At 34.3% G+C, this 20,023-nt stretch carries 12 protein-coding genes; 2 read left to right on the top strand and 10 right to left on the bottom strand.

Translation table 11 applies throughout. The annotated features are described in order from the left end of the window. The first annotated feature begins 122 nt into the window (after window positions 1–122). Window positions 123–1,508: an FGGY-family carbohydrate kinase gene (locus FDY99_RS01570; protein WP_139418802.1), complete on the top strand. Its 1,386-nt coding sequence runs from the start codon at window positions 123–125 to the stop codon at window positions 1,506–1,508. An 84-nt stretch (window positions 1,509–1,592) separates the two neighbouring features. Further along, window positions 1,593–2,744, top strand: coding sequence for an alpha-hydroxy acid oxidase (locus tag FDY99_RS01565; protein WP_102981058.1), 1,152 nt, complete (start codon window positions 1,593–1,595; stop codon window positions 2,742–2,744). A 164-nt stretch (window positions 2,745–2,908) separates the two neighbouring features. Here the strand turns inward: FDY99_RS01565 and FDY99_RS01560 are convergent, their stop codons facing one another. The 10 genes from FDY99_RS01560 to FDY99_RS01510 form a co-directional block, all read right to left on the bottom strand. After that, window positions 2,909–4,087 carry a winged helix-turn-helix domain-containing protein gene (locus FDY99_RS01560; protein WP_139418801.1) on the bottom strand — a complete coding sequence of 393 codons (1,179 nt, stop codon included), beginning with the start codon at window positions 4,085–4,087 and terminating at the stop codon, window positions 2,909–2,911. A 101-nt stretch (window positions 4,088–4,188) separates the two neighbouring features. Next, complete coding sequence (locus FDY99_RS01555; protein ID WP_139418800.1) at window positions 4,189–4,632, bottom strand: nuclear transport factor 2 family protein; 444 nt, start codon at window positions 4,630–4,632, stop codon at window positions 4,189–4,191. A 156-nt stretch (window positions 4,633–4,788) separates the two neighbouring features. Then, window positions 4,789–5,835, bottom strand: a complete 1,047-nt coding sequence (locus tag FDY99_RS01545; RefSeq protein ID WP_074228114.1) for a GntR family transcriptional regulator — start codon at window positions 5,833–5,835, stop codon at window positions 4,789–4,791. Window positions 5,836–6,281: 446 nt separating this feature from the next. After that, window positions 6,282–8,420 carry a hypothetical protein gene (locus tag FDY99_RS01540; RefSeq protein WP_139418799.1) on the bottom strand — a complete coding sequence of 713 codons (2,139 nt, stop codon included), beginning with the start codon at window positions 8,418–8,420 and terminating at the stop codon, window positions 6,282–6,284. Between the two features lie 100 nt (window positions 8,421–8,520). Next, window positions 8,521–12,129, bottom strand: coding sequence for a DUF4450 domain-containing protein (locus FDY99_RS01535; protein WP_139418798.1), 3,609 nt, complete (start codon window positions 12,127–12,129; stop codon window positions 8,521–8,523). 1 nt (window position 12,130) lies between these two features. Beyond that, window positions 12,131–13,534 (bottom strand): glycoside hydrolase family 28 protein, encoded by a 1,404-nt coding sequence (locus FDY99_RS01530; protein ID WP_139418797.1) that lies wholly within the window; start codon window positions 13,532–13,534, stop codon window positions 12,131–12,133. Window positions 13,535–13,908: 374 nt separating this feature from the next. After that, complete coding sequence (locus FDY99_RS01525; RefSeq protein ID WP_139418796.1) at window positions 13,909–14,973, bottom strand: 3-oxoacyl-ACP synthase III family protein; 1,065 nt, start codon at window positions 14,971–14,973, stop codon at window positions 13,909–13,911. Window positions 14,974–15,375: 402 nt separating this feature from the next. Beyond that, window positions 15,376–18,171, bottom strand: coding sequence for a COG1470 family protein (locus FDY99_RS01520; RefSeq protein ID WP_139418795.1), 2,796 nt, complete (start codon window positions 18,169–18,171; stop codon window positions 15,376–15,378). A gap of 10 nt (window positions 18,172–18,181) precedes the next feature. Further along, window positions 18,182–19,210, bottom strand: coding sequence for a hypothetical protein (locus FDY99_RS01515; RefSeq protein WP_139418794.1), 1,029 nt, complete (start codon window positions 19,208–19,210; stop codon window positions 18,182–18,184). Then, the gene (locus FDY99_RS01510; RefSeq protein ID WP_139418793.1) at window positions 19,203–19,994 is read right to left on the bottom strand and encodes a fimbrial biogenesis chaperone; all 792 of its coding nucleotides are present in this window, start codon (window positions 19,992–19,994) and stop codon (window positions 19,203–19,205) included. The genes FDY99_RS01515 and FDY99_RS01510 overlap by 8 nt, the downstream gene beginning before the upstream one ends. Window positions 19,995–20,023 lie beyond the last annotated feature (29 nt).

Genomic DNA, 20,023 nt, shown 5'->3' with positions numbered 1-20,023 from the left:
GTTTTTCTTATTGTCTAAACACTCCTTAATGATTTGTTTTTTGTAATTAAAATAAACAACTTAGTGCGATTAGTGAAAATATTTGCGCTACTTGTGTTTAAATAAATAATTCATCGATAAGAATGTCCAAGAAAAAGGTAACCATCGTATTTGATATTGGAAAGACCAATAAAAAATTCTTTTTATTTGATAAAAATTATAAAGAAGTCGTTCGGGAATATACAGAATTACCGCTTACGACAGACGAAGACGGTTATCCCACAGAAGATCTTCCGGCATTGCAAAACTGGATAAAAGATAATTTTAATGCCATTCTTGATGATGAAAATTTTGAAGTAAAGGCCATCAATTTTTCTACTTACGGAGCGAGTTTTGTGCATTTGGATCAGAAAGGAAATGTTTTGACGCCTTTGTACAACTACACCAAACCAATGGATCAGGATATTCTTGATTTATTCTACGAAAAACATGGTGGAAAATTAAAAATTGCCCGTGAAACAGCATCTCCTCAAGCAGGAATGTTGAACTCTGGTTTGCAGTTGTTTTGGTTAAAGTATAAACATCCGGAAGTTTTCAAAAAGATCCGTTACAGCTTACATTTACCGCAATATTTATCGTATTTGTTTACCGGGATTTGCGTTTCGGAATTTACGTCGATCGGCTGTCATACCAATCTTTGGGATTACGACAAAGCAGATTATCACGATTGGGTTTACGAAGAAGAAATTGATGCTTTATTGCCTCCAATCGTCCCAACTTCTGCGAGTATCAATACGTCTTACAGAAATAAAAAAATTAAGATCGGTGTCGGTATTCACGACAGTTCTTCAGCGTTATTACCTTATATTTTAAGCAAAAAAGAACCGTTTTTACTGCTTTCAACAGGAACCTGGAGTATTTCTCTAAATCCTTTTAATGATGAAAGTTTAACTGATGAAGATATAGAAAATAATTGTCTGAATTATATGCGAATCGATGGAAAACGTGTTAAAGCATCGCGTTTTTTCATGGGGAATGAATATAAAATTCAGGTTGAAAAACTCTGCGATTATTACGGAAAAGAATATGGTTTCCACAGAGAAGTAAAATTTGACCAGGATCTGTACCTTCGTTTAATGAAACATAAAGCGGTTTATTTCCGTTTTGAAGGGATTATTTTAAAAAGAAAAATGATTACTGCAACAGATCTTAATTCATTCGAAACTTTCGAAGAAGCATATCATCAGTTAATGATTGAATTGATGGATTTACAGATTCATACCATTAAAAATGCCATTGGAAATTCAGATATAAAAAATATTTACATTGATGGCGGATTTACAGACAATGAAGTCTTTATGAAACTGATGTCGCATCATTTTCAGCATTACAATGTGATGTCTACGCATTCTCCTTTAGGTTCTGCATTGGGGGCTTCAATGGTGATTTCCAATAAAAAGATAGACGAAACTTTTCTACAACAGCATTATCAAATGAAAGTGCTTCAGCCATTAATCTTAAATTTGTAAAATATTTAGTTGTTGGTTGATAGTTGCCAGTTGATGGCAAAACCTCAAAACCAATAACTATCAACCAATAACAAACAAACAATTATGTCGTTTCCATTTGATACCAATTACGCTTCTCTCGAATTACTGATTGAAAAAGCGAAAAAAAGAATGCCCCGTTTCGCTTTCGAATATTTGGATGGCGGATGTAACGAAAACATCAACCGAGACAGAAATACAAGCGAGCTAAGAGAAGTTTTGCTTCGTCCGCAATATCTGAACAATAATTATACGGAAGCTAATATGGAAACTGAATTGTTCGGAAAGACTTATTCTGCACCTTTCGGAATTTCTCCTGTTGGTTTACAAGGATTAATGTGGCCCAATGCTCCAGAAATTTTAGCGAAAGCAGCTTTTAAACATAATATTCCTTTTATTTTAAGTACGGTAACAACAAGCAGTATCGAAAGAATTGCAGAATTGACAGAAGGAAAAGCTTGGTATCAATTGTATCATCCTAGAGAAGAATGGTTACGTGATGATATTCTAGACCGTTGTGAAGCTTCTGGTTATGATGTATTGTGTGTATTATCTGATGTGCCGACTTTTGGATACAGAGCAAAGGAAATCAGAAACGGTTTGGCAATGCCGCCGCAACTGAATTTCAGAAATGTTTCCCAGGCTTTAGCAAGGCCAGAATGGTGCTTGGAAATTTTGAAACATGGTGTTCCAAGTTTTAAAACGATGGAAAAATACATGGACAAAAATATGGGTGTAAAACAGCTCGGACAGTTCATGAATTCTACATTTTCCGGAAGGTTAAATTCAGACAGAATCAAAGCAATTCGTGATAAATGGAAAGGAAAATTGGTCATTAAAGGTGTCGCTTCTGATGAAGACGCTGCAGAAGCAGTTCGGTTAGGTTTCGACGGAATGATCATCTCTAATCACGGCGGAAGACAGCTGGATGCAGGAGAATCTACGATCGCCGTTGTGAAAGAGATCAGCGAAAAATATAAAGGCCAGATCAAGATCATGATGGATAGTGGTGTGAGAACTGGTCCTGATGTTGCCCGAGCTTTAAGCTGTGGGGCAGAGTTTACCTTTATGGGGCGTACTTTTATGTACGCAGTCGGTGCTTTAGGCGAAAAAGGTGGCGACCATATTATTGAAATGCTTAAAATGCAATTCAGACAGGTAATGGAGCAGGTTTGCTGTGATAAGCCGGAAGATTTACAGAAATTTAGAGTAAAGTAGTTTTTAAGCTGGAAGCAGGAGGTGGGATGCTGGAAGTTTTACAATCCAGTAAAAAACGAAACAGAATAGAACGAGCTTTAGTCCTTTTTTTGTTGCATATTAATGGACTTTGACTAAAGTTTAATATAGTGTTCAGAAACAAGCACTTATCTGCTTTGTGATATTTACATTTCTTGTTTGAGTCTGTTTATTAAGTTGGATGGGCTTACTTGGTTTAGCTGAATAGATTCACAACCGTTAAAAGTTGCGAAATGTTTTATAGATTCCATAAAACCTTTTGCCCACGATTCAATATCGAAATTTTGATTTTCTATGTAAAGATGAATGATCTCCAATTGTTTTTCTTTTCTATGAGCTTTGCAATCTACTCTGCCTATCAACTGGTTGCCAAATAAGATGGGTAAACAGAAATAACCATATTGTCTTTTCTCTTTTGGAGTATAGCATTCTATCCGATAATTGAAGTTGAAAAAATGCTTAATGCGTTCACGATGAATAATAGAATTATCAAACGGGGATAAAATTCTACTATTTAAATCACTTTTTTTGATCTCCTTTTCGATTAAGTCTTTTTGGATAAAAATAGTGGGACAATCTTGAATTTCTACTTTTTGTATGATTCCTTGTTCAAGCATTGAATGCAAAATTTCATTTACATTTTTTCTTATTGTTTCTCCTGTTTTAAGATGTGTAATTTGTTTGAAGGTTGTAAATCCGTAAGCTCGCAGATATGTTTTTACTAAATAATCAGCAAATTCAAAAGGACTGGGCATAGTCAAATCAATATCTTTAGGCAAAACTCTTTCGGGAATGTCATACGTTTTTTGCATTCCTTTACGCTCCGAGACCATTAGATCTCCTTGTAAAAAAAGTCGTTCCAAAGCAATTTTTGTAGGTTTCCAATTCCACCAACTGCCCGGTTTCTTAGATTCATTTTCAAAATCTCTTGCTTTTTTCGGCCCTTCTGTACGAATGGTATCTAGCACATATTGCATCACTTTAGGTTCCGCATTGTAATAATGTTTTTCATTTTGTTTTACGTCCAACATTTGTGGCAAAGAGAAACGAAAATCGCGCATCGGAAGGTATGAAGCAGCGTGAAACCAATATTCAAAAACTTTACGTTCTTTTACAAGTTCATCTAAATGTTCCGTTTTATAATCTGGAATTCTTGTCCAAAGCGTGTGATGATGCGCACGTTCAACGATAGATAAAGTGTCTATTTGCAAGTAGCCAAGATGTTCCAACGCATTTAGCGCCGCTTTTTTTCCTTTTCCGAATGGCGATGCGTGTAGTAAGCCTTGACTTTCTAATGTTACTTTTTGTAGGTCTTCTAATGTCAATTTCTCCTAGTATTTTTATTTAGAACTGAAATATAAGTTTCTAATTCTGCTTTGCCTCCATCATAATATTTTTGTCGGTGAATACTATAATTTTAAATTATTTATTTCTTCTTCTCCGATTTCACAGCCTGTCTCGCCAGCAATTTCCAGTCTTTTTTAACTTTTGTCCAAACCAGTAAAATATCCAAAGTCACATCTCCCGGAGCTTTTCCAAGATCAGCAGTTGTAGCATAAAAATGATGACGAACAATTGCTGTATTGCCAACGATACTGACGTTTTGATCAGTAATATCAATGGTTAAAAAATCTGATTTTTTACTGACCAATTTTTCAACAAACTCTTTGGCATCATCGATATGACCTCCTGAATGTCCGTAAGTCAATTCCGGTACAATCAATGATTCCAACGCTGATTTTTCACCACTTATCATAGCCAGTCTGAGTTTTTCTGCTGCATCTGTTACGGCTTGAGTATCATCTTTTTTCTGCCCGAAAACAGCAATTGCCATCAGAAAACTCATGGCAAAAATTAATTTCTTAATCATTATTATAAAATTTTTTTTGAAAAATTTAAAATTATTTTAATAACCATTTGTATTTTAGGTAATTAAAATGTAATTTCTATCAACTATCAACTATCAACTATCAACTATCAACTATCAACTATCAACTATCAACTATCAACTATCAACTATCAACCATTACAAAGAATCCCTTTCAATATATTTAAATACATTATTCACTTGTTCTTTTTTATTTTTTAGAACCATATAGGCTGCAGATTCTGCCATTGCTTTAAAGTCTGTTGTGATTACGGTAATTCCAAGCAACTCTTTCAAAGGGGTTTCGTTGTAGGAAATAATTCCGATGTCTTTTCCTAATTCAAGATTTTTTTGTCTGATTTGTTTTACCAAATTCACCAGATCACGCTCTCTGATGGTGATAAATATATCTTTATCCTGAAGTTCCATGTCGGGATAAATTTCATCCAAAATTTCATAATCCAGTTTAAAATCTTCACAAAACTTCTCAAAACCACGTACAATACGGAAAGGATAGGGATGAATCGATTTATTCGGATAAACCAAAATAATTTTCTCGTATTTTTTTATTTTCTCTAAACCTTCCTTTAAAGCGTTGTAAATATCATGCTCGAAATCCTGAAAAATAGAACCATATTCTCCTGAAATATTAGGTTTCGTATTATCAAGCATCAACAATTTATTCTTTGGGATTTTTTCAATCATTTCGATTGCGCCTTGCGTAGAACTGGTGTGTTTCGACTGCTCATCACGAAAATGGGGCATAATTACATAATAATCAAATCCACCGAGATTTTTTTGTAAAGCATTGATGAAAAGCGTTTCGTCACAATGATAAATATACATCTCAACATTGCCTTTGGTACCGATTGCATTGACGAAATAATTATAGATCATCATTTTATAAGTACTCGGTTTGTTGATCAGAAAGAAAATATTAATAATATCATTTTTATTGATACGCGAAATGTAATATCCTTTACCTTTTACCGACTCAATAATTTGCCTTTTACGAAGCTCTTTGTAGGCTTTTTCTACAGTATCTCTCGACAGAAAACAAGATTCACTAAGCTCATTGATAGAAGGTATTTTTTCTCCAATTTTGATTTGTCCGCCATCAATTCCGTTCAGAATAGAGTCTACAATCTGCTTGTATTTGGGAACTCTTGAGTTTTCATTAATGTTAATTTCTAGTGTTTCAGACATGATTTTCAGGTAGGAGATGGTACTTCAGTTAAAAAATATTCAGTCAAAGTGTTGATCAAATATGGAAGACAATTTACAAAAATTTACATTAACCGTTTTATTAATGAATTTAATATAGATTACAGCTTTAATTCATTGAATTATAAATATTTGTTTCTTTAATTTATGCTGTTTTCAATTGATGTGAAATTACCATTTTAGTTGGTCAGCGATAAAATTTCATTAAATATTTAATGTAAGTAAGGAAAAGAAATCTGCTCCGGAGGAGCAGTATCTGTGTAGAAAAGATTTTCAGAATAAATAGGGCAGTCCGTAGGACTGCTATCAAAAAAATCCTCAAAAAAATCGAATCAAATCTCTCAAACCCAAAAACGCTCAAACCCTCAGACACAAAAAAAGCCTGCCCTTTTCAGAACAGACTCCAATTAATATGAATGTGAAATTTTTTAAGGCATCTTTTTAAATCCTTCTGCTTTTATTTTCCATGTTCCGTCTTTCGGAAACCCTGGAAATTGCCCTGTAGAATTATCCCAACCTTCCAACATCATTGCAACAGTTGTTAAAACTCCACCATTTCCGGGAAGGTAAATTCTTAATCTTCCATCCTGAAAATTATGACCATTTTTCAAATACGTATTGGTTTGAATATCCATAAATAAAGCATCCAATGCTTTGTTTGGAAGACCAAGTCTTGCTGCATTCATCGCGGTCATCGGGAAATCCCAACCCCAAGTATGTCCCCAGTTCCATCTTTCCCAAACGATATCCAACGTATTTTTCATTATTTTTTTATCCAACTTCGGAGATTCGGGAACCATTCCTAAAGCACCCAAAACCGCAGGGTGATCGGTCATCCATTTTGGAAACGTGAAAGAATCCTTTGCTGATTCTGTAGATAAATAAACGCCATCCTGAACTGGAAGTGGAGCCAATTTATTGATTACATCATCCCATTTTTTATCTCTTGATTCGCCTAATCTTTCTTTCCACTGTTGAGCAACTTTTAAAGCCCAATCCCAATAAGCCACTTCATAAGTTGGGTTGTAGGTATCTTTTGCAGGGAAAACTTCCTGTGCAGGAATCACGCCTTTACCCAAATTATAACGGTTTTTTTCTTTGTCAAAAGTCGCATAATCGGCCATAAATTCGGCTGTTTCGAATACCAGTTTTTTATACTTTTCCAACACTTTTTTGTCGTGATTATGACGGTACAAAAGTTCGGTCATATATATAATGTGTGGCTGTTCCCAAATCAAAAATGCAGCAACAGAAGACGGACTTTCATTCCCTTCATTATCCGACATTTTAATCCAACGAACGCCTTTGTAGCCTTGTCTTTCAGCTAATTTTTTTGCTTTTTCAAACGATATGAAATAATAATCCAATTGTTTTTCTAAAATCTCCGGTCTTCCCCACAAAGCATAATGAACACCGTGCCACCAATGCATTTCTGTATGTGGTTTTCCGTACCAACTATTGAAGGTTAAACCTGTTTCCTGTGGTGGATCACTTCCTCCACATTGTACTTTGGTTAAATATTCAGATAATACAACTCTGCGTTCCAGTTCGTTTGCTCTAGGGTCTGTACTTCCTTCAAAATCAACGGCAGCACCGCTTTCCCAAAAGTTTTTCCAACCTGAAATGCTTTCTTTTTCAGCATCACTAAATAAACTTTTTGAAGCCTTTTGATTTTTAGCTGAAAACTCAACAGTTAATTCAACCGTTTTGCTTTTAGATGAAGGCTCGTAAACAAAATAATGTTTGCCAGCTTCGCTTAATTTACCATCAGTGAAATACAATTGAGTAAAATAATCTGCAGTTTGTAATTGGTGTTCAATCAACCCCTGAGTTGAGTTGGATGAAATGATTTTTGTTGAATGTTTATCTGCGTTTCCATAAAAAGCTGCTTCATCCAAAAACTGTCCGCTCGGATAAGGATATTTTGCGAAAACCTTTAATCTCTTTTGGCTTATTAAATCAGACTCAATTTTAACCCCGATTTTATCTGAATTCTGGAAAGAAGCCGTCCAAACCTTTACAGGAGTTCCTTCTAATGAAAATTCACTTGTGATAATTCCTGTCCACAAATCGATTTTCTGATTAATATTTTGAATATCTGAAACTTGTGCTTTCTGATCATTCTTTTTAATCAGTTCAATCCCGATATTTCCCAATTGTAAACGATGTTGATTTACACGGAAATAATCAACCGCTTTTTTGTTACGTTCAGGCTCTTTGATTTGAACGCTGTACAAAGCTTTTCGGCCATCATTATTGAAATCGTATGGCTTTAAAGTTTCCTTGAATTTATAATTTTCAGTATTCGGAAAACTGTTCCAGCCCCATTCAGACTGTGTTCCCAAAGAAACTCCGTTTTTGTAATATTCAGGAAACGATTGCATTCCCGTAATGTCAACCGTGTACGCAAATTTTCCGTTTCCAACCGTTAAAGTTGATAAAGTATCTGCTTTTGTATTGACAACATTATGTCGCTGAACAACTTTTTTACGGTCGATTTTCTGAGCATTTAAGGATGAAAACCCTATGCAGAAAAGACTTAAATATATTGCAATTTTTTTATTCATTATATAGATTTATTTAATTCAAATTTTATTTTTTTAGCCACGAATACACGAATTAATAATACATTTTTATTAAAATATTCGTGAATTCGTGGCATTAAACTTATCTCAAAACAGTCATACTCATCATTCCAATCACTACATCATTGCTCACTGCGGTTAATTTTATCGATTTTAATTCTTTATTCGGATCAATAGGCAAATCTAAAATAGTTGCAGCTCCTCCATCAACTTGACGGTCTGTAAATCCTTTAATGCTTGAATATTTACTCAAAGTTCCACCTTTGTATAATTCTCCTGTTTTCAGTTTTACCCGATAAGGAATTTTATCATCAGGAATTTCAAAAGCAAAATTATCATCAAACAAATCCTGCTCGATCGGCCACCAGTTCGTTGGGTTTTTTAGCTCTAATTCTGATGTCGAACCATCAACGTATTGAACTGCAATTTTTCCGTTCACAATCTGCGACTGCATCGGATTCGTAGAACCCGCCATCAGGAAATAGATTTTCTTTCCTTTTCCACTTAAAGGAATTTCAATAGATTCTGGAAAGTTGTCCCACTGACTCGCAAAAGCTATATTTTTATCTGTTTTATCAATTAAAAATGGAATTCCAAAAAAATCAACTTTGCCATTTTTTCTTTTTTTCATTAATCCACTGTCATCAATTTGAGCTGTAATTAAGGGATAACACCAGTTTCCAATTCCCTGCCACGGAAGCTGTAAAGTAGGAACTTCTAATCTTGGCGAAAGATATTTCTGGTTGAAAATTTCAGTTACTTTTTCATTGTATTTTGAGGCTAATGAAATATTGTTGAACTGCCCTTGATTTTCAATGTCCCAATCTGTGATTTCAATATTTTGTTTAATTCCATTATAATCAAGCTCGATAGAATTTGTTCCTTTACTTAAATAATTTTCAGGAATTTCAATCGATGTATTTTGGTTTTTCTGAATACTAAAAGTTTTGTTTAAACCATTAACAACCAATTTTCCATTAACTGGATTGGATGATTTAGATTGAATCTGCAGTTTTTTATTTGCCCATTTTGTTTCCAAAGGAAAGTGAATGTCAACATTTACAGGTTGCCACCAAGTGATTCCGTTTTCTTGGACTTGCACGAAAAAAGTTCCTTTTCTTTCTTCTTGTACTAAACTAAATTGATTCTTAACCACCCCGTCTTCTCCCTTTGGTCGAATCCACCCCTCCAGAGGAGGGGAATTTTTAATCAGTCCTTGTGGGTCGTAAACTTGTTTTATTTTCTTTTTTGAATCAAAATTTAATTGAAGGTTTTCAGAAATATAATTAGTGAAATTAGTTTGTTCGTTTTTAATTTCTTCTCCGGAATAATTGATTTCAATTTTAAAATCTTTTCCTTTCGGAGTTTCAAACTGAATAATCGGTTGTAAAATAGAATTGGGTTTAATTTTCCAATCCACATTTTTACCATTTACTTTTACCGATTTGATGTTGGAATAATTCACAGGAATCTGCATTTCCAACGAAACAGGATTTTGATACTTTGAGTTGAAAAAATATTCCGTTTTCTTTGAATTTCTTTTAAACTGATAATCCCAATCCGGAAGTTTTAATTCTGCGGAATTCCAGTCTTTCGGAAAGCCTGGTTTTATGGAAATTTTATTTTCCAATAAATTTGGATAAACTCCAAAAAGACCTTCCGCCAAAGTTCTTGAAGCCACACCAATCGGGTCTGCAAAATCTCTGTACAATTCTCCACGAAATGCATCGTAATGAGAAAGCTGCTCAAAATTCCCCGGACTGATGCCGTAATACATCGATTCAACCAGATTTCCTTTCCAAAGTTGGTACGCATCTTCATTTCTTCCGGCTTGCCAATACGCCAAAGCGGTCTGTAAATTTTCCGCCAAAGCAACATTGTTGATCGACCAGTCGTAAGGTTGCCAATTTGTAGTTGCTAGCGTAAAATAGTCTTTATTATCCGCACCTTTTACCGTAATCGGAATTTTCGGTGTATGATTATTAATGTATTGTAAGTTCTGATAATCCTCAAATTCATTTAAAATAAACGCATCCGAAACGTGATAAATCGACCAGATTCCCGGTTTGTCGTGAACGATTTGATTGCCTAAAGCATCTTTATATTCAGAAAAATATCCTTTATTTTTAATCCAAAGTTCATTTTTCATTGCCTTTAAAATCGCATCAGCTTCCTGTTCGTAAGGTTGCGGATTTTCACCAACAATTTTTGCAAGTTTAGCCATTTCACGGTTGGCTCTGTAATTATACGCCGAAGTGTGCGTCACTTTTCCACCCGAATATTGAAGCGCATCACTCGCCCAAATCGCAGCATACGCATCGTATAAATCGCCACGTTTGAAATTTCTTTTTTCCCAATCCATATGGCGAACCATCGTCGGCCACATTTTTTTTAGAAATTCTTTGTCTCCTGTGTAATTGAAATGCGAAAACATCTGGTCAAAAAACACCAGATTCATATCGTAATGATGCGGTTTTGAATTGTCGTTCGGGTTTCTGGAAATATATCCGCTTGAAAAAACGGAAGTTCCCATTTTTTCCGCACTTCTTGCCAAATGTAGTAAAGTATCCATTTCTACAGGTGCAGAATTGGGTTTTAAAACCTGTGAATTGGCGTAACTTTCAAAATGTTCTTTCGCTCGGTCGTGCCAACTCAACGCATCAGCTGTGTAAGCTCCTCTCCAAGCATTCAGTCGCATTCTCCAAGCAACGGCACCGTGAAGGAAAGTCGGACTTTCCCAAATTCCGTCTGCGGCAACGGCTAAATTAGCTCCGAAATTATTTAAATCTGCATCCGGAGTTTTGAACTGAATTCTGTTGGTTAAATTTAAACGAGCTTTTTCAGCTTCATTAAATATATTTTTCAACTCTTCATCCGAAAAGCTTTTAGCTGATTTTCCTTTCGAAACCTGTATATAAATCGGTTGTTTTTGCGAAGAATAAGTAGCGTAAATAATCGGTGATTTATCTATTTTATTTTGAGTAAAAGCGGAAAGGTTTTCTAATGTTTTTGCGTCAGTCATCTGCAAAAAAGGAACATTCGAAAAGTTCCCATTTACCATTTGAGCTTCTTTTTTCTTATTTAAATAATTCAACTGAAACTGATTCTTTAATGCCTGAAACTGATTGTTCAGACAATATTCAGGCAACAGATAAAATCCGGATTCAGGATCTGCACCGATGTCGCCGTTCCTGCTGAAAGTTGTTCCGCTTGCTCCGCCATAAATTGCATAGATTTTTGTGGAAGAATTTACATTTGCAGTTTCCATTTTTAAAACCAAACCTTCTTCTTTAGCCTGAGCTAAAACCGATAATTTCAAAGTTCCGTTTCCAAGAATCGGGTCTTTAATTTCATACAACATCGAACCCGGACGATAACGGGTTTCAATCTTTTCTGCGTTAATTAATTTCTTAATTGAATTTTCTTTCTGAATAACGAATTGAAGATTTCCGCCCATTCCGGGAAGATAGAGTGCAAATTCCGGCAAATCTCCCGCTTCAACTCTCGAAGCACGGTTGTCTCCGTACAAAGCTCGGTTGAAACGGTATTTTCCATTGACTAATAAAAAATCGCCTTTGTCTTCTTTATAATGCAGTTCACGCTCTTTATTCTGCCAATGTTTTGACTGAGCAAAAGAATGTAAAAATGCTGATAAAACAATCAGTCCGGCGAAAATGGTTTTTCTGCGCATTTTATGGTTTTAGCTCGGTTAAAGGTTGTCCGTTAACGGTTACATTTTTCAATGTCACGTTTTTCATATAATCAACTTTGTAAGGAATCTGAACGCCAACCATTTTAGCATTGATCATTGTGAAATCTGTTACAGGAGAAGATTCGTAAGCATCAGAAAATACGGCGTATTTCCCGCCTTTATCAACAGTTAAATTTTCAACCCAGATATTTCTGATGGTAGGAATATGATTTCCCGGTTTTTCATAATGCATATTGAAACGAACAGCTGCTTCTTTGTAAGCACCCACTTTTGTATTGTAGAAAAATACGTTTTCGATGATTCCGCCACGGCTTGAGCTGGTTTTAATTCTTAAAGCGCGATCAAGATTTTTGCTGTCCATTACATTTCCGATAGCATAAATATTTTTTGCGCCACCTGCAATTTCACTTCCGATAACGACACCGCCGTGACCGTCTTTCATTTCGCAGTTTTCGATGATGTGATTTTCAGCAGGTCTTCCGATATCTCTTCCATCTTCGTCTCTTCCTGATTTGATGGCAATACAATCGTCTCCTGTGTCGAAATAAGAATCTTTGATCCATACATTTTTACAGGCTTCAGGGTCAAAACCGTCATTGTTTGGGCCATGACTGATCACTTTTACTCTTTCAATTAAAACATTTTCACACAAAACAGGATTCAGATTCCACATTGGAGAGTTTTTTACCAAAACATCCGCCATATAGAAGTTTTTAGACTTGTAAGGCTGAACAAAGTTTGGTCTTAAATAATAACCGTCCCCGAAAATCCTTTCTCTTGCAGGTTTTCTCTGAGCCATATATTCGTGAAGTTTTGCACGGGCAGGATTTTGTCTTCCCGGACGAGATTCGTTGTAGCCATATTTTGTGGCACCGCACCAAAACCACCAATTATCCAAATCTGAATTTCCATCTAAAGTTCCTTTTCCGGTAACCGCAATATTTTCTTCTTCGTAAGCGTAAATTAAAGATGAATAATTCATACATTCCATACCTTCCCAACGCGTGAAAACGATAGGGTAGTCGTTACTGTCCTGACTGAATAAAATCGTAGAACCGTCACTTAAATGCAAATTGACATTAGATTCTAAATAAATTGCACCTGTTAGGAAAATTCCGTTTGGAACTATAACTCTTCCGCCACCTTCTGCACTACATTTCTCAATTGCTTTTTTGAAAGCCTCTGTATTTTTTATTTTTCCATCGCCAATTGCTCCGAAATCGGTAATCACGTAATCAACTTTTCTGAATTCCGGTTTTTTGATCTGCTTTTTTAAAGCTTTGATTTCTTTTAAAGGCTGTTTTGCAGAAGTCCAAGGTTTATACTGAGCTGATGTTTGAACCGATAATAGGAGTACAAAAAGGAATAAAACATATTTTTTCATAATTCTAGAGCATTGTAAGTTTTTAAGAAGGCTGGTTTTTTAATTGTTTTTCTTTTCTAATCGCAATCTAAAATAATTGAATCTAAAAATTGTCCTGCACTGTCCGTGTCTTTAATTTTTTTTAATCATTTTAGTATGTAAACGATTGCATATTGTCAATATTACAAATTATTTAAACATAAATAAGACAAATATTTATTTAATAACGCCTTAGAATAAAATAAACAGAGACATTTAATTTCTTTTCGAAAAGCAAAAAATTGAAAATGAAAAAAGCAAAAATTTCTAAAATTTAGAAACAAAAAAAGAGAAATATTATGCTTATTTCTCTTTTATATTTTAAAAATATTGTAAAGTTTAAAGTTGATTTACTTTTAAAACTTATAAACAAATGCGTTAATATTCATTCCTGCACCCACCGATGCAAATAAAACGATGTCATCTTTTTTGATGGTATGTGAAGGCAACTCGTTATTTAAAATCATAGTTAATAGTGAAGGTATTGTTGCAACACTACTGTTTCCGAGCTTACTGATTACCATCGGCATAATATCTGCTGGAGGAGGAGTGTCGTATAACTGATAAAATCGGTTGACAATTGCCTCATCCATCTTTTCGTTTGCCTGATGAATAATTATTTTATCTAGCTGATCTATTGAATAACCACTTTGATCGAGACATTTCTTCATTGCTTCCGGAACATTAATGAGGGCAAATTCGTAGATTTTTCTGCCATCCATTTTGATGTATCGAGTATCCTGACAATTATCGTTGTTGTAAGATTTACCGAAATTCAGAAAATCTTTCTCTTTTAGTGTGAAAGAAGCTGATACATGAGATTTTATTCCAGAATCGTCATCATCTTCATTGGCTTCCAAAATTACCGCTCCTGCTCCGTCTGCATAGATCATGCTGTCTCTGTCATGAGGATCTGTAACACGAGAAAGTGTTTCTGCTCCAATAACTAGACATCTTTTAGCTATACCAGATTTGATAAATGCATTAGCCTGAATGACTCCTTCAATCCACCCCGGACATCCAAACAATAAATCGTAACCAACACAGAAATTATTTTTGATCTGCAATAAATGTTTTACTCTAGAAGCAAGACTAGGTACAGCATCTGACTGTATGGTACCAGATTTTATATCGCCAAAATTATGAGCGAAAATAATATAATCTAAAGTTTCAGGATCGATTTTTGAGTTTTCTATTGCATTCTTAGCCGCAATAAATCCTAAATCAGAAGTTACCTGATCATTGCTTGCATATCTTCTTTCCTCAATACCCGTAATTTTTTTTAATTTACTGGTAATTACGGAATTTTCTTCCTTTAAATTTTCGCCCTGTTCATTAAGGAAAATATGCTTATCGAAAAACAGATTGGTAATGGTTTCTGATGGTATGTAGTTTCCTACACCTATTATTTTACTTTTCATATTGCGGGAATCTCATTGTTGAGATTCAATAAAATATTATGAATAATTAATATTTTTATACTAAAGGTAGTTTTTTTGTGGCGAAAGATACTATAAAAAATAATTTATTACAATGATTTAACATTCGATACATACAAAAAGACGAAGCTAAATAAAGTGATGCAGAGCGATAGTTAACCTTATAAAGCTCATAAACAACTGGATGAAAATAAACTAAGCATTTTAAAAAGACTTTCAGCCTTTAAAATTGATTTTGATTTTTTTTATTTTTAAATATTTAATTTTAAGTAAATTTTATTTTTTTAATATTTATGCAGCTTATTTTCTGCAAAATCTTAAAAAAAGTTTTTTCTATTTTATTAAAATGAAAAATTTAAAGAGAGGATTGGAAGAGTAAAAATGTTAATTACTGAAAGTTTTTTTATTTATTTTTTTCTCTCTTACTTTAATAACGAAGTCAGGAACAACCACAATTTCTCCAGCTTTTATATTAATATCAAAGCTTTTTGTTTCGCAATATGTATTGGCGGGAAGCGTAGATTCATCAATGATAATTGTATAGTTACCTGTTGGTAAAAATGAGTTGAATTTTCCTTCGTCGTCACTTCCGATTCTTTGGATAACATTGTTTTGCTTAATGATTTGAAATGCCACTGAAGATGCTCTGTGCTCGAAATCAACTGCTACTCTTGAGTTATAATCAAAAGATATTTTACCCTGAAGTGTTCCGTTCTGATGAAGCGGAATATTTAAAGGAAACAAATAAGAATCTACATTAAAATCATACTCATCATAATACCAACCTTGCTGAGTAAACTGTTTCAGTCTGTATTTTCCGAAAGGTACATTTTTGTAAGTTGCTGTTCCGTCTGCTGTAGTTTTAAGAGCTACATTATTGATGTTGACAATATAATCGTTTGCGGTTTTCTCTCCTAAATCAAAAATGTTGTTGTTGTTTTCATCATAAAAAGCAAGCACCTGAATTTTCCCTTTTTTGTCGGGACTTAATACAGCATTTCTTAAGTTTAAAGTTAAACCAAGTTCAAATGTCAGAATATTATTAGCCAAAACTCCTACCGAATAATTGTACCATGAAGAGTTCAGAAATATACCGAAATTTTTACTGTTATACTTTGCATTTACAAATGCAGAAGGCGATTTTCCATAGATAATATCATCTACATAAGATAATCCTGTACTCAGGTTGAATTTGTCTTTGATGAAGCTATTGTTATAGAAAAGCGAAACTGTAAGTCTTTTATAATCATTGTCTTCTGATGCTAAATGAGAGAATGCATATTCAGACAAGTAATAACTTCCGGATTGGTAAATCGCATTGATATTGAAGTTTTTAAAACTGTAATTTCCATTCAGTTTCATTTGGAATTTCTGATCGTCAGAAAGCGGATATTTTACAATTCCTGTTTCAAATGCAAACACTGCAGATTGTCTTGTTTTGTAATCTGACCATGAAATTTGTTCTACAATTCTATGTGCTGTAAGATCGCGCAATTCACTATCTTCCCAAGCTCCAAAGAAATTGTTGTAGCTGTTTGAGTTTTCATTCTGAAACTGATAAAAAAGCCCAAAACTAAAGTTTTTTACTCTCGGAAATTTAGTTCCCAACTCAATTCTTGTGTTTTCAGAAACCTGTGGTCGGTCCAAAAAGTAATATTTTGGCGAAAAATTAGAGAATATAGCGTTACCGAAAAAGTTGTAATTTTTGTAATTCTTTGAAATATTCTGCTGCAACTGTATACTTCCACGTCTATTTCCAGGGTAATATCCTGAACTGAAAAAGTAGTTTCCGCTAAGATTATAATCTTTAATAGCTCCAATATAATTAGATTCAGCAGAAAAGGAAGGTTTTGTAAGATCCTGAGTTTCGTAAGAACTTAAACCTGCATTTACCTTTGCATTCATGCTCCATACTTTATCAAAAGCATAATTGGCTTCTGTTCCCAAAATACTGTGCTTACTTTTTTCAAAAGGATCGTAACGGTAAATATATGCTGCCGAAATATTTCTTGAACTGTTGTCGGCGTTAAGTGTTCCTTTGGTAAAGAAACCGTAACCGTTTTTTAAAAAGCTGTTTTTTTCAATAAGATTAAAGTTCTGATCAATAAACCCGACCTCCAATTTTTTGTCTTTTCCGAAAGTATGGCTGTATTCTACACCTCTTCCTACCAAAGTCATTTCTAAAAGCTTATTAACGCTTCCAATGGTATATTGATCCTTACCTTGTTGAAGAACAATATTCGTATTGGTTACCAAAGGTTGTGGCTGACTTTCGAGAAGCGCAATATTTCCTCTCATAAAAAGAAACCCAGTAGGCAAATTGAAACCACCAGAACCAATTAGCTGATACATGTCGATATTATCTCCAACCTTTCTGTAAGAAGCTGTAATCTGATTTTTTGTTTCTTCGGCAAAATTATTGAACTGCGGATCCTGATATTTCTGAACACTGGAAATATTCTGCACAAAAACAGTAGCTGAATTAAATATTTCTTTGTCAGGATTTCTAAAACCAGACACACTTATTGAAAAATTTGATAATCTGGATAATCCTTTTGAAGGCTGATAAGTAAATGTGAAAGTAGAATCTTTTTTTACATTGATTACAGCTTGCTGTTCCAAAAACTGATTTCCATTTTCAGGATCAGGAATTTTGCAGACTAGGGTAATATCCTGAGAAATATTTCCCGAGTTGCTTACTCTCACTTTAACCGATATCGGTTCTTGGCTGGAAGATCTGTAAATAGGAGCGTTTAAGACTGTTAAACTGAGGTTATTATTAATCTCAATAACATGTTCTTTTATCCTTTCTGCAATCAAAATTCCAAGCTGATCGAGTAATCGGACTTTTATAGGTGAAGATCCTGCTTTAGCATCAGATTCTATAATAACTCTTACAGGTAAATATTTTTTTTCGTTGGGTTTAAGTTCTATTATTGGCTCTTCACCAGAGATAATTTTAAATCCTTTCGGACATACAAATTGCAGTTTTCCGCTGAAATTATTAGAATTTAAATTTTGAATAACTACAACAAGATTTAAAAGTTTGGAACGTGATGGCGAACTTCCTTGTTCTATTTCCATCGTCACATTCGATTCAGGTTTTTGTGCATTTAAATAAATGCTACTGAATAAAACGATAAAAAGGGTGAACAAAAATCTTCTGCTTAAAAAAGGCATCTTCTAAATTTTATTGAGGAGTAATTTCGTACTGTAGCGTAGTAGAATACTCAGTAGGCTTAGCGTTAATTAATTGCTCATCTTGTGGCAATGTAAAATATTTGATGTCGTAATTGTAGATTGTAGTTTGAGATACATTTCCTTTGGCAAGAGTCTGGCTTGCTGTACTTAATGTTATCGGAAAAACAGTTTGATTACTCTGACCTAAAGGTTGCAAACTAAGATGTATTGCACCCACAGGAATAGAATAATTACCAATATTGGATAACAAATGACTTTGTAGTGAACGCACTTTTATCTGAAAGTTGGTATTTGTGCTGATTTGCAAACCACTAGGATAAACAACATTCGTTCCGTTGTTGTAATCCTGCATACTATTAAATTCAAGTAATCCGTTTGCAGCATTCATGTTTACTTTTAAAGACATTTCCTGGGTTACAGGCGGCGTTCCCGTCAAATTAGCAATATGAAATTCAAAAGTATGGCTTAATTTTCCAATCACATTGTTGTATTGATCGTAAGCTGTAAATTCTACGGGAGCTGCAAACCTTGTCCATGCCGGATAAGTTCCCAAATACGCGCCTCCCATGATGGTAATTCCGTATTTAAGCTGAAGATTATAATAGCCGTTTGGCGTTGCGGGCATATTGTACATTGGCGCATTTGATTGTGGAACCAAAAAAACTTCTGCATTTTCTTGTAAAAATACATTGGGTGGCACTCCGATTTGCGCTAATGATGGAGTAGGATTAGGATAAGCCTGCCCTGTTGAAGAAATAGGCTGAAAGGATATCTTATTTCCAGGAATAGTATATTGTCCGTCTGTAGAAGTTATGGGTTGCTTAAGTTTTGCAGAAAGTTTCCAATAAGGCATGTTTAAATTACCATTGGCTGCAAATGTTACGGTATAAGCATCAGGATTATTATTTCCATTATAAGAATTTACCTGCACGTAGCTGTTTGTCCATGAAGTAAATGAAACCTGTGCATTAACTATTATGGATATTGTGATGAATAGAGCGACTAATACCTTACTCATAATTAAAATTTAGTTCTCCCATTTCTAATGTCTCGTTATCTCCATAGTCAATCATAACCGACACGTTATATGAGCCTTTATCTTTTAAATCCTCTACAGGAATGCTTATTTTTCTAATGTTTCTGGGTAATGTATAAAAAACAATAGGCTCTATGGCAATTTTTTTACCAGTACTTGTATTAATGATATCTGTGATGATTTTTCCATCTGTCCAAATATCTGATTGATTTTCAAAGGTGATATTCAAAAGCTTTTTCGAGCTGTCAAATTTCAAATCCTTAATTTCAATCTTTCTTTTTACTACTTCTGGTGTTCTATGGAATATTTTTATTCCAGAACGAATACTTACTTTAATTTTTACTCCTTTTTTGTCTACATCATCTACAGGATTCATTTGGCTAACAAATAATACAGCAGTATGCGCAGAAAGTTTATCCTGATTTATTGTAGGTGAAGTAAGGGTTACTTCCAGTTCTTTTCTTTCTCCGGGAGCCAGGCTGAAGTAATTATCGTTTTTCTTAATATTGATCCAGCTTGCACAAGAGTTTTTCAATGTACCGGCTGCATACATATTATTTTCACCTTTTTCATCATAATCCCAATCTCCCAAACTTACTGCAAGGTCTAACGTATTTTCTGCACTCACATTGGTAACCGTTATTTTTTGCGTGCTACTAGATCCTGCTGCAGACTCAAAATATACTCTCGGTGGAGAAACCGAAATACCTGTCTGTGCACTGATTTGTATGATCAGAAATAAGAAAAGTAAGGTGATTTTATTCATTGATAGTGTTTTTAATTACATGAAAAGTG

The organism is Chryseobacterium mulctrae (assembly GCF_006175945.1).
GTDB classification, from domain to species: domain Bacteria; phylum Bacteroidota; class Bacteroidia; order Flavobacteriales; family Weeksellaceae; genus Chryseobacterium; species Chryseobacterium mulctrae.
Note: the sequence above shows the minus strand (reverse complement) of the source record. Positions and strands in the feature narration are given on the sequence as shown.